The sequence below is a fragment of the Frigoribacterium salinisoli genome (assembly GCF_054781095.1).
In genome coordinates, this window is the sequence record NZ_BAAGVB010000003.1 from 165,515 (window position 1) to 182,555 (window position 17,041).

Here is a 17,041-nt window from a genome sequence, read left to right on the forward strand (position 1 = left end):
CGCCTCGCCCCGCCTCGCCTCGCCTCGCCTCGCCTCGCTTTGGGCGGAAAAGGCGACAACACGACCGCGGCGCGCCGCACGGACGGGGTGCCAGGAGGCTCTGGGACGCCCCGTGGTCGCGTTCGGCACCGGACGCGACAGCGAGCGCTCCCGGCCAGACCCCGCACGGACGACGGAGCCCCCGACGACCCAGGTCGTCGGGGGCTCCCCAGTGGCACTGGTCAGCGGCGACCGAGCTTGCGCTCTCCGCCCGCGCCCTGCGTGTAGATCAGGTTGTAGTGCTGGTAGATCGCGGCCTCGTCGGAGGACTGCAGCTCGCCGTCGGTCTCGATCGACGGGGCGTCCTTCGCGAGCTTCTTGTCGTACTGCACGGTCAGGTGCTTCGGGGCGACGGTGGCGCCGTCGAGCGGCACGAACAGCAGCTTCGAGCGGCCGAGCAGGCCGGCCGTGACGGTGGCGAAGGCCGGCAGGTCGCTCGCCGTGTCGTAGTAGATGCTCTCCATCGTGCCGATCTTCTCCCCCGCGGGGTCGACGATGGGCAGGCCGATCCAGTCGCGGACGTTGGCGGCTTCGAACATGCGGGGCTCCTCGGGGTCGGACGACGGGCCTTCGACGGTAGTCCCGTCACGGGTGCGGCGTGCGCCGCGTGCACCGGCCTCCACCGCGGCCACGGGCCCGGCGTCCGGGGCGCAGGAGCCGCGTAGCCTTCGACCATGACCACGCACCATCTCGAGGCCTCGGCCGGCACCGCCGTCGACCACTACGACGCCGAGCACGCACCCGTGCTCTCGGTCCGCTCCGGCGACAGGGTCGTCGTCGGCTCGCTGGACGCCAGCGGGCACCTCGAACGCCAGCGGACGCCCGGGGAGGTGCAGCCGAAGCTGCTGCCCGGAGGCCGCGGCCACTGCCTCACCGGTCCGATCGCGGTGCGGGGGGCCGGTCCCGGCGACGTGCTCGCCGTCACCTTCGAGGCGTTGACCCCGGGCGACTGGGGCTGGACCGTCGCCGGTGGGCGCGACACCCCGGTCGCCCGACGTCTCGGACTGGTCGACGTCGACCCCGCGTGGCTCCTCTGGGACATCGACGCCGCGGCCGGCACGGCGACCGAGTCGCGGGGCGGGTCGGTGCCCACTGCGCCGTTCCTCGGGGTCGTGGGCGTGGCTCCTGCCGAGGCGGGACCGCATTCGACGACCCCTCCGCGCCCGGGCAGCGCCGGCAACGTCGACTGCAAGGAGCTCGTCGCCGGGTCGACCCTCTACGTGCCCGTCCAGGTGCCGGAGGCCCTGCTGTACCTCGGCGACGGGCACGCGGCGCAGGGCGACGGCGAGTCCGGCGGCACGGCGATCGAGTGCGCGATGACCACCCGCGTGCGGATCGAGGTCGTGCGCGACCGCCCGGTGGCCGGCGTCCACGCCGAGACCCCGGCGGGGCGGATCACCTTCGGCTTCTCGACCGACCTCGACGAGGCCACGGGCGACGCGCTCGACACCATGGTCGACTGGCTCGCGCTGCTGCTCGGCTCGGACCGCGCCACGGCCCTCGCCTGGTCGAGCGCGGTCGTCGACCTGCGCGTCACCCAGATCGCCAACCAGACCTGGGGCGTGCACGCGCTCCTGCCGACCGGGGCGCTCACGCTGCCGGCGTGAGCCGGTGCCGTCGACGGCCCGCGGCCCCCGCGCCGCACCTCCACGACCACGCGTCGCCACCCAGCGGGCCAGCCCGGCGCCGCCACCACGCACGACGGGGCCGCGCGCGCCGACCCGGAGGCGGCGGGCACGGCCCCGTCGGGGCGTCGACCGTCTACTGCTGACCGCTCCGGCGACGCACGCCGACCGGGCCCTGACCGCGACGCGCGAGCAGGAGGCCCGCCGCCACGCCCAGCATCGCGAGCGCCGCGATCCCGAGCACCGAGGCCCCGCCGGTGAAGGCGAGCTGGGCGGTGCTGAGGACCACCGGGTAGTCGACCGTCACGGAGGCCTCGACCGTCGCACCGGTCGAGTCCGTCACGCGGTAGCGCACCGACGCGTCGGCGGTGGAGCCGTCGGCGGGCGTGAAGGTCACCTCGCCGTCGACGACGGTCCAGGTGCCCCGGCCGGGCACGTCGAGCGTCGTGACGCCGTCGCGGGTCGCCGGGTCGACGAGCACGACGGTGCCGCGGTCGAAGCTGGCGCCCTCGGTGGGCTCGTCGTTCGCGGTGACGTCGACCGTGACCGGGCGGCCCGTCTCGCCGCGGACCGTGTCGTCGGTCGCCGTGGCCGCGCCCAGCACCGTGATCGTCACGGTCGCGGTGGCCTGCTGGCCGGCCGCGTCCGTGGCGACGTAGGTGAAGGGGTCGGTCCCGGTGAAGCCGTCGACGGGCAGGTAGGAGTACGAGCCGTCGGCCGCCAGCTCGACGCTGCCGTGCCGCGGGCCCTCGCCGAGCCTCGCGCTGAGCCGGTCGCCGAGGTCGTCGCCGAGCACGCCCGAGACCGGGTCGAGCCACATGGAGCGCCCGGTCAGCGTCGTCGCCGCGTCGTCGGTGGCGACGACGCCCACGGTGACGGTCACGGTCGCGGTGGCCGTGCCTCCTGCGCGGTCGGTGACGGTGTAGTCGAAGCGGTCGATGCCCGACCACCCGTCGGCCGGGACGTAGCGGACCGCTCCGCCCTCGACCGTGACGGCGCCGTGCTCGGCCTCGCCCGTCGCGGTGACCCGCAGCTCCGTGCCGAGGTCGTTGTCGGTCGCTCCCGGTGAGGCGAGCGTGACGGCTCGACCGGCCGGCGTGGTCGCCGCGTCGTCGACCGCCCGCGGCAGCACCGTGACGGTGACGACGCCCGTGCGGACCTGCCCCTCACGGTCGGTCGCCGTGTAGGTGAAGACGTCGCGGCCGGAGGTGCCCGCCTCGGGGCGGTAGCTCCAGGAGCCGTCCCCCGCCACCTCGACGGTGCCGTGCTGCGGGCCCGCGTCGAGCGCGGCCGTGAGCCCGGTGCCCGCGTCGTTCGCGAGCAGGCCGTCCGCGGCCCCCACCTCGAGCACCTCGCCGGCGCGGGTGCTGCCGGCGTCGTCCGTGGCGCGGGCGCCGACGACGACCGTCACGGTCGACGTGGCGGTGCGGCCGGAGGCGTCGGTCACCTCGTACGGGAACGCGTCGGTCCCCGAGGCGCCCGTCGCGGGCTCGTAGCGGAGTCCGCCGTCGGCCCGCACCGTGACGGTGCCGGTCGACGCGTCGCCCACCCGCGTCACCCGGAGGTCGCTGCCGAGGTCGTTGCCGGTCAGGCCGCCGGACGGCACCTCGAGGGCGGTGCCCGCCTCGGTGGCGAACAGGTCGGGGACGGCCACGGGCGCCACCGTCACGGTCACCGTCGCCGTCGCGGTGCCTCCGTCACGGTCCGTCACCGTGTAGGTGACCACGTCGTCGCCGGACCAACCCGGGGCGGGCAGGTAGTCGAAGGCGCCGTCGGGGGCGATCGCGACCGTGCCGTGCGCGGCCGGCGTGACGCCGGTCACCGCGAGGCCGGTGCCGCGGTCGTTGCCGAGCACGCCCGGGGCGGCCACGGAGGCGGCGCGACCGGCGACGGTGCTCGCGACGTCGTCGACGGCGCGGGGCGCCACGACGATCGTGATCGTGCCCGTGCCCTTCTGGCCGGTGCCGTCGGTGACCTCGTAGCCGATCTCGTCGCGGCCCGAGGAGCCGGGACGGGGCGTGTACGTGTACGAGCCGTCCGGGTCCATCGTCATCGTGCCGTGCTGCGGCTCCCGGGTGACGACGGGCGTGAGGTCGGTCCCGCGGTCGTTGGCGAGCACGCCGCGGTCGGCGGGCACGACGAGGGGCTCGCCCTCGACGGTGCCGCCCTCCGGAGCGTCGTCGACGACGATCGGGCCCACGTGCACCGTGACGGTCGCGACGTCGGTGCGCCCCTCGCGGTCGGTCACCCGGTAGGTGAGCACGTCGGTGCCCGTGGTGCCCGCGTCGGGCGTGTAGCTGGTCCGGCCGCCGGCGCCGATGACGGCCGTGCCGTGGGCCGGGGCGTCGACGAGCTCGGCCGTGAGGTCGGTGCCGTGGTCGTTGCCCAGGACGCCGGGCGCGTCGACGACGACCGTCTCTCCGGCCCGGGTCGCGGTGGTGTCGTCGACGGCGTCGGGCAGGACGACGACCGTGACGACGCCCGTGCGGACCTGGCCCTCGGCGTCGGTGGTCCGGTAGGTGAACTCGTCGGTGCCCGAGAAGCCCTCCGCGGGGACGTAGCTCCAGGAACCGTCGCGCTGCACCTCGGCCGTGCCGTGACGACCGGGGGCGTCGAGCGCCGCCCAGAGGCCCGTGCCGCGGTCGTTGGACAGCAGCCCCTCGGCGGCGCCCACCTCGAGCCGGCGGCCCGCGGTCGCGGTGCCGCGGTCGGCGACCGCGAGGTCGCCCACGATGATCCAGGCGACGGCGTCGGCGGTCCGGCCGGAGGCGTCGGTCACCCGGTACGGGAACGAGTCGGTCCCCGAGGTGCCCGCGTCGGGCACGTACGTCCATCGGCCGTCGGCGTCGACCGTGACGGCCCCGTGCCGGGGCTCGCCGTGGTCGGTGACCCGCAGGTCGGCGCCCAGGTCGTTCGCCAGGAGGCCCGGGGCCTCGGTCGTGACGGCCCGGTCGGCGTCGGTGAGGACCTTGTCGTCGACGGCCACGGGGCGGACCGTCAAGGTCACGGTCGCGGTGGCCGTGCCTCCTGAGGCATCGGTGACGCGGTACCCGATCGTGTCGCCGCCCGACCAGCCCGCGGCGGGCACGTAGTCGAGGGTGCCGTCGGGCGAGAGGGTGGCGGTCCCGTGCTGCGGGGCGGTCGTGATCGCGGCGGTCAGGCCCGTGCCGCGGTCGTCCGCCAGGACGCCGGGGGCGTCGAGGTGCGCGGCGCCACCGGCGTCGGTCGTCACCTCGTCGTCGCCCGCGGTGGGCACGACGGTGACGGTCACGGTGCCGGTGCTCGTGCCGCCCGAGGCGTCGGTGAGGACGTAGCCGAACGTGTCCGTGCCCGACCAGGAGTCCGCCGGCACGTAGCTGAACGCACCGTCGGGCGACACCACGACGGTGCCGTGCGCGGGCGCGGTGCCGAGGGCCGCGGTGAGCTCGCGACTGCCGTCGTCGTTCGCGAGCAGTCCGCGACCGGCCGGCACGTCGAGGGGCGTGCCCGCCACGGCGGTCGCCACGTCGTCGACGGCACGGGGCGCGACGGTCACGGTGACCGTGCTGGTCGAGCTGCGACCGGAGGCGTCGGTCACCGTGACCTCGAAGGTGTCCGTGCCCGAGAAGTCGGCCCGGGGCGCGTAGACCACGTCGCCCTCGGGGGTGACGCGCGTCGTGCCGTGCGTCGGGGCCGAGGCGCCCGTGACGGTGAGGTCGCGGCCGGCGTCGTTGGCGGTGAGCTGGGCACCGGTGAGCGTGGCGGGGCGGCCCGAGACGGCCTGCACGGCGTCGTCGGCGGCGACCGGCACGACCGTGATCGCGACGCTGCTCGTCGAGGTGGCGCCCGACGCGTCGGTTGCCGTGTAGCGGAACGAGTCGCTGCCCGAGAAGCCCTTCGCGGGCACGTAGCGGTACGAACCGTCGGCGCCCAGGACGAGCGAGCCGTGCTCGGGGCCGGAGGCGACCGACGCGACCAGGCCGGAGCCCGCGTCGTTCGCCAGGACGCCCTGCTCGGCCCCCACGACGAGTGCCTCGCCCGCACGGGCGGTCGCCGCGTCGTCGCCGCTCGTCGGCGTCACGGTCACGAGGACGGTCGACGTGGAGGTCCCGCCCGCGCCGTCGGTGGTCGTGTAGGTGAACGAGTCGCTGCCGGAGGAGCCCTTCGCGGGCTCGTAGGTCCAGGCTCCGTCCGGGGCGACGGTCGCCGTGCCGTGGGCCGGCTGCGTGCTCGACGTCACGGTGAGGTCGGTGCCGGCGTCGTTCGCCAGGACCCCGGGCGCGGGCACGCTGAGGGCCGTGCCGGTGGCCGTGCTGCCGGAGTCGTCGGAGGCGCTCGCCGTGACGGCGGCGACCGTGTTGACGAAGGTGCAGTCCACGTCGGTGCCGTCGGCCGTGGTCGCGGCCGGGAACACGAGCGACGCGGTGCCGCCGGTGCCGTCGGCGAGGCGACGCCCGCTGTTGACGTCGACGCAGGACCACGTCGTCGAGTAGTCGGCGAGGCGCGTCGTGGCGTTGCCCGCGGTCTGCGAGACCGTGTAGGTGCGGGCGGGGATCGCCAGCGCGGCTCCCGCCTTCTGCGCCTGCACGCCCGTGGCCGAGCCGGAGGTCGTCGCGGTGGAGGGCGCTGCCAGCCCACCGCCGGTGACAGCGAGGGCGAACTGGTCGCCGGCCTTCCAGCGTCCCTGCACGTCGGACTTGCCGGTGAGGGTGTTCGCGTAGTTGCAGCTGGCCAGGTCGGTGTACGACGCGAGGCCGCCGGGGGCGGTCGTCGTGAAGCGGCTCACCTCGAGGCCCGAGCTCGGGTCGAGCTTGATGATCGTCAGGCCCGTCGACACGTAGAGGTAGCCGTCGGACGAGAACGCGATGCCGGGGCTGTTCGTGCCCGAGGGCAGGTCGGTGAGCTTGCTGGCGGGCAGGAGGTCCGTGCCGGGCGTGGTCGGGACCTTCTCGGCGTCGAGGCGGTAGACCGCGTTGCTCGCGACGATGAAGAGCAGTCCCTGGGTGCTGAAGGCGAAGTCGCCGTTGCCGGCCTGCAGCCCGGGGACGCGGCCGACGTCGCCGACGCGCGTCCCCGTGCGCGGGTCGTACGCGGCGATGGTCGCGGGGTCGCCGCCCGTGGCGTAGTAGTAGAGGCCCGTCACCGGGTCCACCGCACCGCGCAGCGTGCTCGCCGGGGCCCCTGCGGGGTTCGCGGCCCGGACGGTGGACACCGTCGAGGTCGACGCGGCGTAGCGCGCGAGCACGTTGCTCGACCCGTTCGCGGCACCGTTCGTGAAGGCGAACGCCTCGACGCCGTTCCGGGCCACGCCGAGGCCGTTGTTGGCCGGCGCGAACGGGCTCGCCGTCCCGGGCACGACGTCGGTGACGGCGCGCGTCGTGAGGTCGATGGCGACGAACTGGCCCGCCGCGCCCGTGGCGTAGAGGGTGTCCTGGTCGCAGGACAGGGTGCCCGCGGCGTCGACGCGTTGCGCGGGCGTCGCTGCGGAGACGGCGACGGCCGCGAGGACGGCGGCGGTGGCGAAGGCGGCGATCGTGCGGGCACGACCTCGAGGGCGCGCCGGGGCGCTGACGAACGACATCGGTGGGGTTCTCCGGGTGGCCAAGGACCCGACGGGGTTCAGGTCCGGCGGGCACAGCGGTGCGGGCGGCGCCCGGACGGTCCAGGCACCGGGGCCACCTCCACGGGGGTGGATGACTCGATCGTAGAGCTGCTCGACAATAGAGCCACATCCCCAGGTCGGGGGGCAGCACGGTCCCCAACAAGGAGGACCGACCCGTCGGCGTCGCGACGGTGCTCGACGCCCCCCGTCCGGGCCGATACCCTGACGCCATGGTCGACCTCCGCCTCGAAGCCCTCAGCGCCGCGACGATCGTCGCCGCCAACACCCTCACGCTGAAGCCGGGGCAGGAACAGTTCGTCGCCCCCGTCTCGCACTCCATCGCCGAGGCCTACGTGAACCCGACCACCGCGTGGCCGCGCGTCGTCGTCGACGACGACGAGGTCGTGGGGTTCATCATGGGCAACTTCGACCCCGAGGCCGACGACGAGAAGCTTCGCAGCTGCATCTGGCGCATCAACGTCGCCGCCGACGCGCAGGGCCAGGGCGTCGGCCGCTTCGCCGTGCACGCCCTCGCCGAAGAGGCCCGCAGCCGCGGCTTCGACCGCCTCACCGTCGTCTACGAGCCCGGCGAGGACGGCCCCGAGGCGTTCTTCGCGCACATCGGGTTCCGGGTCGTCGGCGAGACCGCCTACGGCGAGCACTTCGCCGAGCTCACGATCGTGCCCGCGCCGCACGGTGACTGACGAGGCCCGCTCCCCCGCACCTCCTGCCGGCGACGACTTCGCCTCGCGCGTGCTCGCCGTCGTCGACGGGATCCCGGAGGCACGGGTCATGACCTACGGGTCCGTCGCGGCCGCCCTCGGGTCGCGCTCGGCGCGCGGCGTCGGGCAGGTCATGGCGTACGCCGGGTCCGGGTCGCCGTGGTGGCGTGTCGTCCGGGCGTCGGGCCACCCGCCGCTCGGGCACGAGCAGCGCGCGCTCGAGCGGTACCGCGTCGAGGGCACGCCGCTCGTCCGCGGGCGGACGAGTGCCTGGCGCGTCGACCTGCGCCGCGCCACCTGGGATCCCCCTGCCGACGACTGAACGCCGGCCGACGCCACCCCAGGGACCCGCCTGCACCCCAGCCGCCGTGCTGGGGCGCGGGCGGGGTTCCTGGGGTGCTGCCGGGGCCGGCCAGGCCGGGCCGGGCCGGGCTCAGACGAGCGAGTCGCGCCAGGCGGCGTGCAGCTGCGCGAACCGTCCGGTGCCCGAGATGAGGTCGGCGGGCGTGCCGTCCTCGACGATGCGACCGTGCTCCATGACGAGCACGCGGTCGGCGATCGCGACCGTCGACAGGCGGTGCGCGATGATGAGCGCCGTCCGGTCGGCCAGCAGCGTCTGCAGGGCGTCCTGCACCATGCGCTCGGACGGGATGTCGAGCGAGGCCGTCGCCTCGTCGAGGATGAGCACCGCAGGGTCGGCGATGAACGCCCGCGCGAACGACAACAGCTGTCGCTGCCCGGCCGAGACCCGGCCGCCGCGCTTGGCGACGTCGGTGTCGTACCCGTCGGGCAGCGCCTCGATGAACTCGTGCGCACCGACGGCCCGCGCCGCCCGCTCGATCTCGGCCCGCGTCGCGTCGGGCTTGCCCAGCGCGATGTTGTCGGCGACCGACCCCGAGAACAGGTACGCCTCTTGCGTGACCATGACGATGGCCCGGCGGAGGTCCTTCGGGTGCAGGTCGCGCAGGTCCAGCCCGTCGAGCGTCACGCGCCCCGCCGTCGGGTCGTAGAAGCGCGAGATCAGCTTCGCCAGGGTCGACTTGCCCGCCCCCGTCGAGCCGACGAGCGCGATGGTCTGCCCCGCGGGCACGTGCAGGTCGAAGTCCGGCAGCACGACCGTGCCCTCGTCGTAGGCGAAGCGCACGCCCTCGAAGTCGACGGCGCCCTGCGCCCGCCACAGGTCGACGGGTCGTGCGGGGTCGGGCACGCTCGGCTGCTCCTCGAGCACGCCCGAGATCTTCTCGAGCGCGGCCGAGGCCGACTGGTACCCGTTGTAGAACATCGCCATCTCCTCCGCGGGGTCGAAGAAGCGCTTGGCGTAGAGGGCCACGGCGAGCAGTGCACCGATCTCGAGGCTGCCGTCGATCACCCGGAAGCCGCCGAAGAGCACCACGGCCGCGAGCGTCGCGTTGCCGATGAGCACGAGGCCCGGGTCGAAGATGCCGAAGAGGTTGAAGACCCGCGCGTTGGCCGCCCGGTACTCCTCGACGTGCCCGCCGTACTCCTGCTCGTTGCGGCGCTCCTTGCGGAACGCCTGCACCGCGCGCATGCCCGTCATGGTCTCGACGAAGTGCACGATGACCCGCGCGCTCGTGACGCGCGTGGCACGGAACAGCTTCTGCGACCGCACCTGGAACCACCGCGTGAGCGCGACGAGCGGCACGAGCGCCACGGCCAGGACGAGCCCACTGGGGGCGTCCAGGCTCACGAGCGCGATCGCCGTGAAGACCATGTAGAGGAACCCCGAGATGAGCTGGTTGACGCCCGAGTCGAGCAGCTCGCGGATCGAGTCCAGGTCGCTGGTCTGCCGCGCGATGATGCGACCCGACGTGTAGTGCTCGTGGAACTCGAGGCTGAGCCGCTGGGTGTGCAGGAACAGCCGCTTGCGCAGGTCGAAGAGGATCGCCTGGCTGATCCGCGCCGAGAGGATCGTGTACTGCGCCATGAGCAGTGCGCCGACCACGCCCGCGACGAGGTAGGTCGCGACGATGCCGATCGCCGGCAGCCAGTCCTGGTCGTCCCGGAGGGCCGGCAGGGCGTGGTCGATGCCGAACGCGATGAGCGCGGGCCCCGCGACCTGCGCCGCCGTGCTGATGACCACGACGAGCAGCATGAGGGCGAGCCGCCAGCGCAGCGGGTGCACGAGCGAGCCGAGCAGGCGCAGCGAACGCCGCCGCAGCCTCCTGCTCTCGGCCTTGGTGAAGTTCTCGCGCTCCTCGCCGCGGACGCCGAGGACCGTCTGCTCGGCCGACTCGGGCGTCGCCGCCGCGTCGACGGGGAGCGTCTGCTCGGCGGACTCGTCGGCCTCGCCGGGACGGGACCGGCCTGCGGTGCTGGTCTGGTCGCTCACGCGAGCACCTCCTCTCGTGCAGTGCTGTCGTCGTCGTCGAGCGACGAGATGACGTAGCGGTAGTGGTCGTTGCTGGCCAGGAGGTCGGAGTGCCGCCCGACCGCGGTGACGCGCCCGTTCTCGAGCAGGGCGACGCGGTCGGCCAGCGCCACCGTCGAGGGGCGGTGCGCGACGAGCAGCGAGGTGGTCGACGCGAGCACGCGGCGCAGTCCCGCCTCGACCCGCGCCTCGGTGTCGACGTCGAGCGCCGACAGGGGGTCGTCGAGCACGAGCACCGCGGGGCGCGCGGCGATGGCCCGGGCCAGGGCGAGGCGCTGCCGCTGACCACCGGAGAGGCTCATGCCCTCCTCGCCGACGCGGGTCTCGGCCCCCTCGGGCAGGCGGTCGACGAAGTCGGCCTGCGCGATGTCGAGGGCCTCGCGCAGCACCCGCTCGGCCTCGTCGGGGTCGTCGTCGAGGTCGGGGCGCCCGAGCAGGACGTTGTCGCGGACCGACGCGCTGAACAGCGTGGCGTCCTCGAAGGCCATGCCGATGTGCCGACGGAGCTCCTCGCGGGTGAGGTCGCGCACGTCGACGCCGTCGAGCAGCACCTCACCACCCGTGACGTCGTAGAGGCGGGGCACGAGCGAGATCAGCGTCGTCTTGCCCGACCCGGTGAGCCCCACGAGGGCCATGGTCTCGCCCGGCTCGAGCACGAGGTCGACGCCGTTGACGAGGTCGTCGTACTGCGCCTGGCTGTCCTGGTACCGGAAGTGCACGTCGCGGAACTCGAGCCGCCCCTCGGCCCGCGCGAGCGCCTTCGGCTGCTCGGGGTCGGTGATGTCGTTCTCGCTGTCGACGACCTCGAAGAAACGGTCGACGGCGGTGCGCGTGTCGAGGGTCATCGAGAGCAGGAACCCGATCGACTCGACGGGCCAGCGCAGCACCGTCGCCGTGGCGAAGAAGGCGAAGAGCTGGCCGACCGTGAGCTGGCCGTCGGCGGCGAGCGCGATGCCCGCGAGCAGGCAGAGGCCGAAGGCCACGTCGGGCACGAGCAGCAGCCAGAGCCACAGCCCGGCGATGGCCCTGGCCTTCTCGATCTCGGTGCCGCGCAGGCTCTCGGCGCGACGGGTGAACGCGTCGAGGGAGTGCTTGCCGCGCCCGAAGGCCTTGAGCACGCGGATGCCGTGCACGCTCTGCTCGACGCTCGTCGCGAGGTCGCCGACCTGGTCCTGGCTGCGGCGCGCGATCGTCGAGTAGCGGTTCTCGAACTTCAGCCCCACGACCCACACCGGGATCGACGCGAGGACGAACACCAGGCCGAGCACCCAGCTGTAGAAGAAGAGCACGGCGAAGCCGACGACGATCGTGACGACGTTGACGACGAGCAGCACGATGCCGAAGGCCAGCCAGCGGCGGATCAGGCTGAGGTCGCTGACCGAGCGGCTGAGCAGCTGCCCGCTCTGCCAGCGGTCGTGGAACGACACCGGCAGGTCTTGCAGCTTGGCGTAGAGGGTGTTGCGCAGGGTCGCCTCGACGCGCGTGCTCGGGCGCATGACGAGCTGGCGGCGCGCGGCGATCATGAGCGCCTCGACGACGCCGAGGCCGAGCACGACGGCGAACGCCGGCCACACCTGCGACGGGTCGCCCTCGGAGAGCGGACCGTCGACGAGCAGCTGCAGCACGAGCGGGATCGCGAGCGCCATGAGGGCGGCGAGCAGCGCCGCGACCATGCCGAGCGTGATCGCCGGCACGGCGGGCCTCGCGTACGGGTAGAGGCGCAGCAGGGTGCGGAACGTCGACGGACGCCGCGGCTGCGCGGTGGACGGGGTGCTGGTGGTGCGAGGGGACATGGTCGATCCAGTGTCGTGATCGGGGCCGACGGCGCGCGTGCGGGCGCTGTCGTCGGTGGAAGGAGGTGCCCTGCGCTCCGCGGGGGAGGCGGGGAGGCGTCGGGGGCGACGCCGGTCCGGCAGGAGGCCGTGGTGCGGACGGGCGCCCGCGTCACGCCGGTCTCGGGTGCGGTGCCCGCGGTGGTGCGTGGCGGGCGGCAGGCGACGCGGTCAGGCGGTCGCGAGCCTCCTGCGCCCGGCGACGCGCGAGGCGAGGAGCACGGACGCACCCGCGGAGGGCGTCGCCCCCGTGGTCAGCTTCGTCGTGTGCATCGTGTCCTCCCGAGTGTCGTGATCCGCGTCCGAACGATCGCGAGCGATCGGCTGCGACACCGATCAGGGACGATCCGTTGTCAGCAGCCTTGCAGGATATGCCCGTGAGCACCAGGGGCGCAAGGGTCGATGTCGACGACCAGCCGCGCTCCTTCCCTCCCCGCGGGACGGGACCGCAGCCGGCGCTCCCCCGCACGAGGGTGTCCACGACACGCGGGACCCGTCGCGCGGGACCCGCCGATCGTGGACACCGTCACCAAGAGGGTGTCCACGAGTCGCGGACGTGCGAGCCCGGGCTCCGCGTGTCGCGGACACCGCCGGCGTCTTCCCCGGGCTGGGAACGACGACGCCCCCGGGGAGCACCGCACGACGGCGGGGCACCCGGGGGCGTCAGGACGGGAGCCGTCGACCGGCGGCCCGCTCAGTGGAAGAAGTGCCGCTCCCCCGTGAGGTACATCGTCACGCCGGCCGCCTGCGCGGCCGCCACGACCTCGTCGTCGCGGATCGAGCCGCCGGGCTGGACGACGGCGCGGACGCCGGCGTCGAGCAGCACCTGAAGGCCGTCGGCAAAGGGGAAGAAGGCGTCCGACGCCGCGACCGAGCCACGGGCGCGGTCGCCCGCGCGCGACACGGCGAGGTGGCACGAGTCGACGCGGTTCACCTGGCCCATGCCGACGCCGACCGAGGCGCCCGCGTCGGCGAGCAGGATCGCGTTCGACTTCACCGCGCGCGAGGCCTTCCAGGCGAACTCGAGGTCGGCGCGCGTGGCGGCGTCCGCCTCGTCGCCGGCGACGAGCCGCCACCCGGCTGAGGAGAAGCCCTCGAAGCGGTCGGCGTCCTGCACGAGCAGGCCGCCCGAGATCTGCTTGACCTCGCGGTCCTCCCGGGCGAAGTCGGCGGGCAGCTGCAGCAGTCGCACGTTCTTCTTGGCCTGCAGCACCTCGAGGGCCTCGGGCTCGAAGCCCGGGGCGACGACGACCTCGGTGAAGATGTCGGCGACCGTCTCGGCCATGGCCCGGGTCACGACGCGGTTCGCGGCGATGACGCCGCCGAAGGCGGACAGCGGGTCGCAGGCGTGGGCCCGCTGGTGCGCGTCGGCGATCGGGTCGGCGGCCTCCGCCGACGCCACGGCGATGCCGCACGGGTTGGCGTGCTTGATGATCGCCACGGCCGGCTCGGCGAAGTCGTAGGCGGCGCGCAGGGCGGCATCGGCGTCGACGTAGTTGTTGTACGACATCTCCTTGCCGTGCAGCTGCTCCGCCTGGGCGATGCCCCGGCCGCCGGGCGCCGTGTAGATCGCGGCGGCCTGGTGCGCGTTCTCGCCGTAGCGCAGCACGTGCTGGAGGTCGCCGGTGAGGGCGACGTGCGCGGCGGGGGCGACCGGGGCCTCCTGCGCACCCGCCGCGTCGGCGGCCGCCGTGACGACGGGCGTGCCGACGTGCTGCGCGAACCAACCGGCGACCGCGGTGTCGTAGCGCGCGGTGTGCGCGAAGGCCTCGCCCGCGAGCCGCTGCCGCAGCGCGAGCGTCGTGCCGCCCGTGCCCAGCGCCTCGACGATCGTGGGGTAGTTCGCCGGCGAGACGACGATCGCGACGTTGGCGTGGTTCTTCGCCGCGGCGCGCACCATCGCGGGCCCGCCGATGTCGACGTTCTCGACGACCGTCGCGTCGTCGGCGCCCGAGGCGACGGTCTCGACGAACGGGTAGAGGTTGACGACGACGAGCTCGAAGGGCGCGATGCCGAGCTCGGCCAGCTGCTGCTCGTGCGACTCGAGCCGCAGGTCGGCGAGGACGCCCGCGTGCACGGCGGGGTGCAGCGTCTTGACGCGGCCGTCGAGCGACTCGGGGAACCCGGTCACCTCGCTCACCTCGGTGACCGGGTGGCCGGCGTCGCGCACCGCCTGCGCGGTCGACCCGGTCGAGACGATCTCGACGCCGGCGCCGGCCAGGGCCGAGGCGAGCTCGAGCAGTCCGGTCTTGTCGCTGACGCTGAGCAGCGCCCGGCGCACCGGCACGGCGTCGCGGGAGCGGTACAGGCTGGGGTCGATGGCGTGGCCGCTCATGCGCGGGCCTCCTTCTCGAGGTCGATCGTTCCGTTCGCGATGTCGAGCACGGTCTGCACCAGCAGCTCGCGCTCGACCACCTTGATGCGGTCGTGCAGGGTGGACTCGGTGTCGTCGGGCAGCACGGGCACGCGCTGCTGGGCGAGGATCGGACCGCTGTCGACGCCCTCGTCGACGACGATGACGCTCGCGCCGGTCTGCGCGACGCCCGCCGCGAGCGCGTCGCGGACGCCGTGCGCCCCCGGGAACTCCGGCAGGTGCGCGGGGTGCGTGTTGATGAGGTGCGGGGCCAGCGCGGAGACCACGCCGGGCGGCAGCAGCCGCATGAACCCGCTGAGCACGACGAGGTCGGGCTGCCAGGTACGGATCTGCGCGAGCAGCTCGTCGCCCCAGGCGGCCCGGTCGGTGGAGCCCCGGAACGGCACCGAGAACGTCGGCACGCCGAAGTGCTCCGCGTGCTCGAAGCCGTCGGCCTCGCGGTCGGCGCCGACCGCGACGACGCGGGCCGGGTACTCGACGTCGGAGGCGGCCTCGAGCAGGGCACGCAGGTTCGAGCCGCCGCCGGAGATGAGCACGACGAGGTTCAGCACGCGGCCAGCCTAGTGGCAGGTCGCGGCTCGACCGGGTCCGTCAGGAGGCTGCCGTGCGGCCCGAGCGTCAGCGGTCGAGGCCCTCGATCCGGTCGGTCTCCTGGGCGTCGGTGCCGCCTCGGCGCGGGGTAGCGGGGTGGGCTCCCGTGGCACGCGCGGCCCGCTCGGCGACGGCGGGGTCGACGATCGTGATCTCGTCGGTCGCGGCGTCGGCGAGCGCGGCCCGCTCGGAGGCCCGGTGCAGGCGCACGCGCGGCCGGTCGGTCTCGTCGACGTCGCGGGTCGTCCGGCGGTCGCCCGCCCGGCTCGCAGCCTCGGCCGTGCCGCGGGCGCGGTCACCGGCCCGGTCGCGCTCGCCGTCCTGGTCCCCGTCGACGACGCCGTCCGGGTCCCCGTCGACGACGTCGTCACCCGCAGGAGTCCCGCGCCCCGGCCAGCGCAGCCCGCGCCGCCGCCGGGCCGCACCCTCGGGGTCGCGGCGGGCCGCGCCTCCTGCCGTGTCGTGGTCGGCCCCGGCGTCGCGGACCCACGTCGAGCGGTCGTCGCCCGCCGCGCCCGCCCCGACCATGTCGTCGTCACCGCCGCCGAAGAAGGCGCGCGGGTCGACCGCCAGGGCGAGGGCGGCCGGGAGCGCGATCTCGAGGGCGGCGAGGGCGCCGACGAGCAGGGGGTCGGGGCCGACGTCGACGAGGCGGCCGGGACCGGCGGCGCCGGACGCGGCCCAGGAGAGGAGCCCGAGCAGGACGCCGCCGACCACGCCGGCGGCGACGCCGACGAGCGCTCGGCGCAGGGCGTCGTCGTGGCGGCCGAGCGCGGCGACGACCCGGGGGCGCAGCAGGGTGGCCGCGACGAAGGCGCCGACCACGGGCACGAGCAGCCCGACGAATCCGAACGAGGAGTCCCCCGTCGGCAGCGCGCCGAGGAACGGCACCGCCGGCATCGGGCCGACGGTGGTGCCGAGCGGGGAGACGCTCGACCCGGTGCCGACGGCGAAGCCGGGCCCGACGAACCACGACGCGGCCCAGACGACGATCGTCGGCAGCAGCGCGAGCTGGCCGAGCGTGAGGGCGATGCCGCCGAGGAGCCCCGCGTGCGCCCCTTCGTAGAGGGTGATGAGCTCGGCGTAGCTCGTGACGAGGAGCACGGCGACGACGACGCCCGAGACGGCCAGCACGACGGCCGTCGCCGCGGTGCCGAGGCGCAGGGCCGCGGAGGCGGAGCCCAGCACGACGGCGGGGACCCGGTCGAGGAGGCGCCCGACGGCGGCGGTCACGGGATCGGCGGGGGCACCGCGGCGACGGCGCGTCACCTCGGCCGCGACGAGCAGGGGCACGGCGTAGACGAGCGTGGGCAGCACGATGCCCTGCGGCAGCGAGGGCAGGGCCGACTCGTGCCGGGCCGAGAGGGTCAGCAGGGTCGTGAGGACGGCGAGCGTCGCGACGGCGGTGGCGCCGCCGAGGACGCGGTGCGGGGTCTCGGCGACGGCCCGACCGGCCCGCGCGCCCAGCACGGCGGTGAGCACGGCGAAGCCGAGCGCGGCGATCGTCACCTGCACGGGCGCCTCGGCCCCCGGCAGGCCGGTGGCCGCCGCCGCCTCGGGCGCGAGCGTCAGCGTGAGGTCGACGCCGTGGCCGACGAGCCAGACGTCGACGGCGGCGCGCCAGAAGACGATCCAGTCGATCTGCAGGCCGTACTGGAACCCCCAGAGGAGGCTGAGGACGGCCACGGGCAGGCCGACGCCGATGCCCACCACGAGGAGGGCCTCGAGCACGGCGAGGACGGCGGTGGAGGGGCGGTTCATCGGGCTCGACTGTACCTGCGGCCGGCACCGACCAGCCCGTGCCCCGCCGCCGGCGCGGGTCGCCGCACGCGACGACGGGCGTGTCCGTCGTCGACGGTCCACCGAGGCGGACCGGGGACGACGGGCA

Annotated in this window: 10 protein-coding genes; 3 read left to right on the forward strand and 7 right to left on the reverse strand. The window is 74.8% G+C overall.

Going from position 1 to position 17,041, the window contains the following annotated elements:
• Positions 1 to 221: 221 nt before the first annotated feature.
• Positions 222 to 578 (reverse strand): PRC-barrel domain-containing protein, encoded by a 357-nt coding sequence (locus ACYVHQ_RS08815; RefSeq protein WP_460512158.1) that lies wholly within the window; start codon positions 576 to 578, stop codon positions 222 to 224.
• 135 nt (positions 579 to 713) lie between these two features.
• Between ACYVHQ_RS08815 and ACYVHQ_RS08820 the strand changes: the two genes are divergently transcribed.
• Positions 714 to 1,646 carry an acetamidase/formamidase family protein gene (locus ACYVHQ_RS08820; RefSeq protein WP_460512160.1) on the forward strand — a complete coding sequence of 311 codons (933 nt, stop codon included), beginning with the start codon at positions 714 to 716 and terminating at the stop codon, positions 1,644 to 1,646.
• A gap of 154 nt (positions 1,647 to 1,800) precedes the next feature.
• On the opposite strand, the gene ACYVHQ_RS08825 is transcribed toward ACYVHQ_RS08820, so the two are convergent.
• The gene (locus tag ACYVHQ_RS08825; protein WP_460512161.1) at positions 1,801 to 7,224 is read right to left on the reverse strand and encodes an Ig-like domain-containing protein; all 5,424 of its coding nucleotides are present in this window, start codon (positions 7,222 to 7,224) and stop codon (positions 1,801 to 1,803) included.
• A gap of 251 nt (positions 7,225 to 7,475) precedes the next feature.
• On the opposite strand from ACYVHQ_RS08825, the gene ACYVHQ_RS08830 reads away from it, so the two are divergent.
• Positions 7,476 to 7,949, forward strand: a complete 474-nt coding sequence (locus ACYVHQ_RS08830) for a GNAT family N-acetyltransferase (protein ID WP_460512163.1) — start codon at positions 7,476 to 7,478, stop codon at positions 7,947 to 7,949.
• Positions 7,942 to 8,289 (forward strand): MGMT family protein, encoded by a 348-nt coding sequence (locus tag ACYVHQ_RS08835; RefSeq protein ID WP_460512165.1) that lies wholly within the window; start codon positions 7,942 to 7,944, stop codon positions 8,287 to 8,289. The genes ACYVHQ_RS08830 and ACYVHQ_RS08835 overlap by 8 nt, the downstream gene beginning before the upstream one ends.
• Before the next feature lie 111 nt (positions 8,290 to 8,400).
• On the opposite strand, the gene ACYVHQ_RS08840 is transcribed toward ACYVHQ_RS08835, so the two are convergent.
• The 5 genes from ACYVHQ_RS08840 to ACYVHQ_RS08860 form a co-directional block, all read right to left on the reverse strand.
• Complete coding sequence (locus ACYVHQ_RS08840) at positions 8,401 to 10,317, reverse strand: ABC transporter ATP-binding protein (RefSeq protein ID WP_460512167.1); 1,917 nt, start codon at positions 10,315 to 10,317, stop codon at positions 8,401 to 8,403.
• Positions 10,314 to 12,149 carry an ABC transporter ATP-binding protein gene (locus ACYVHQ_RS08845; RefSeq protein WP_460512169.1) on the reverse strand — a complete coding sequence of 612 codons (1,836 nt, stop codon included), beginning with the start codon at positions 12,147 to 12,149 and terminating at the stop codon, positions 10,314 to 10,316. Before ACYVHQ_RS08845 ends, ACYVHQ_RS08840 begins: the two co-directional genes overlap by 4 nt.
• A gap of 733 nt (positions 12,150 to 12,882) precedes the next feature.
• Positions 12,883 to 14,523 carry a bifunctional phosphoribosylaminoimidazolecarboxamide formyltransferase/IMP cyclohydrolase gene (purH, locus tag ACYVHQ_RS08850; protein WP_460512171.1) on the reverse strand — a complete coding sequence of 547 codons (1,641 nt, stop codon included), beginning with the start codon at positions 14,521 to 14,523 and terminating at the stop codon, positions 12,883 to 12,885.
• Positions 14,520 to 15,113, reverse strand: a complete 594-nt coding sequence (gene purN / locus ACYVHQ_RS08855) for a phosphoribosylglycinamide formyltransferase (protein WP_460512173.1) — start codon at positions 15,111 to 15,113, stop codon at positions 14,520 to 14,522. The genes purH and purN overlap by 4 nt, the downstream gene beginning before the upstream one ends.
• Before the next feature lie 67 nt (positions 15,114 to 15,180).
• Positions 15,181 to 16,914 carry a cell division protein PerM gene (locus ACYVHQ_RS08860; protein WP_460512175.1) on the reverse strand — a complete coding sequence of 578 codons (1,734 nt, stop codon included), beginning with the start codon at positions 16,912 to 16,914 and terminating at the stop codon, positions 15,181 to 15,183.
• Between the last annotated feature and the right edge of the window lie 127 nt (positions 16,915 to 17,041).

Coding starts and splice junctions, on each gene's coding strand:
- ACYVHQ_RS08815 (WP_460512158.1), bottom strand. CDS start 578: ATGTTCGAAGCCGCCAACGTCCGCGACTGGATCGGCCTGCCCATCGTC.
- ACYVHQ_RS08820 (WP_460512160.1), top strand. CDS start 714: ATGACCACGCACCATCTCGAGGCCTCGGCCGGCACCGCCGTCGACCAC.
- ACYVHQ_RS08825 (WP_460512161.1), bottom strand. CDS start 7,224: ATGTCGTTCGTCAGCGCCCCGGCGCGCCCTCGAGGTCGTGCCCGCACG.
- ACYVHQ_RS08830 (WP_460512163.1), top strand. CDS start 7,476: ATGGTCGACCTCCGCCTCGAAGCCCTCAGCGCCGCGACGATCGTCGCC.
- ACYVHQ_RS08845 (WP_460512169.1), bottom strand. CDS start 12,149: ATGTCCCCTCGCACCACCAGCACCCCGTCCACCGCGCAGCCGCGGCGT.
- purH (WP_460512171.1), bottom strand. CDS start 14,523: ATGAGCGGCCACGCCATCGACCCCAGCCTGTACCGCTCCCGCGACGCC.
- ACYVHQ_RS08860 (WP_460512175.1), bottom strand. CDS start 16,914: ATGAACCGCCCCTCCACCGCCGTCCTCGCCGTGCTCGAGGCCCTCCTC.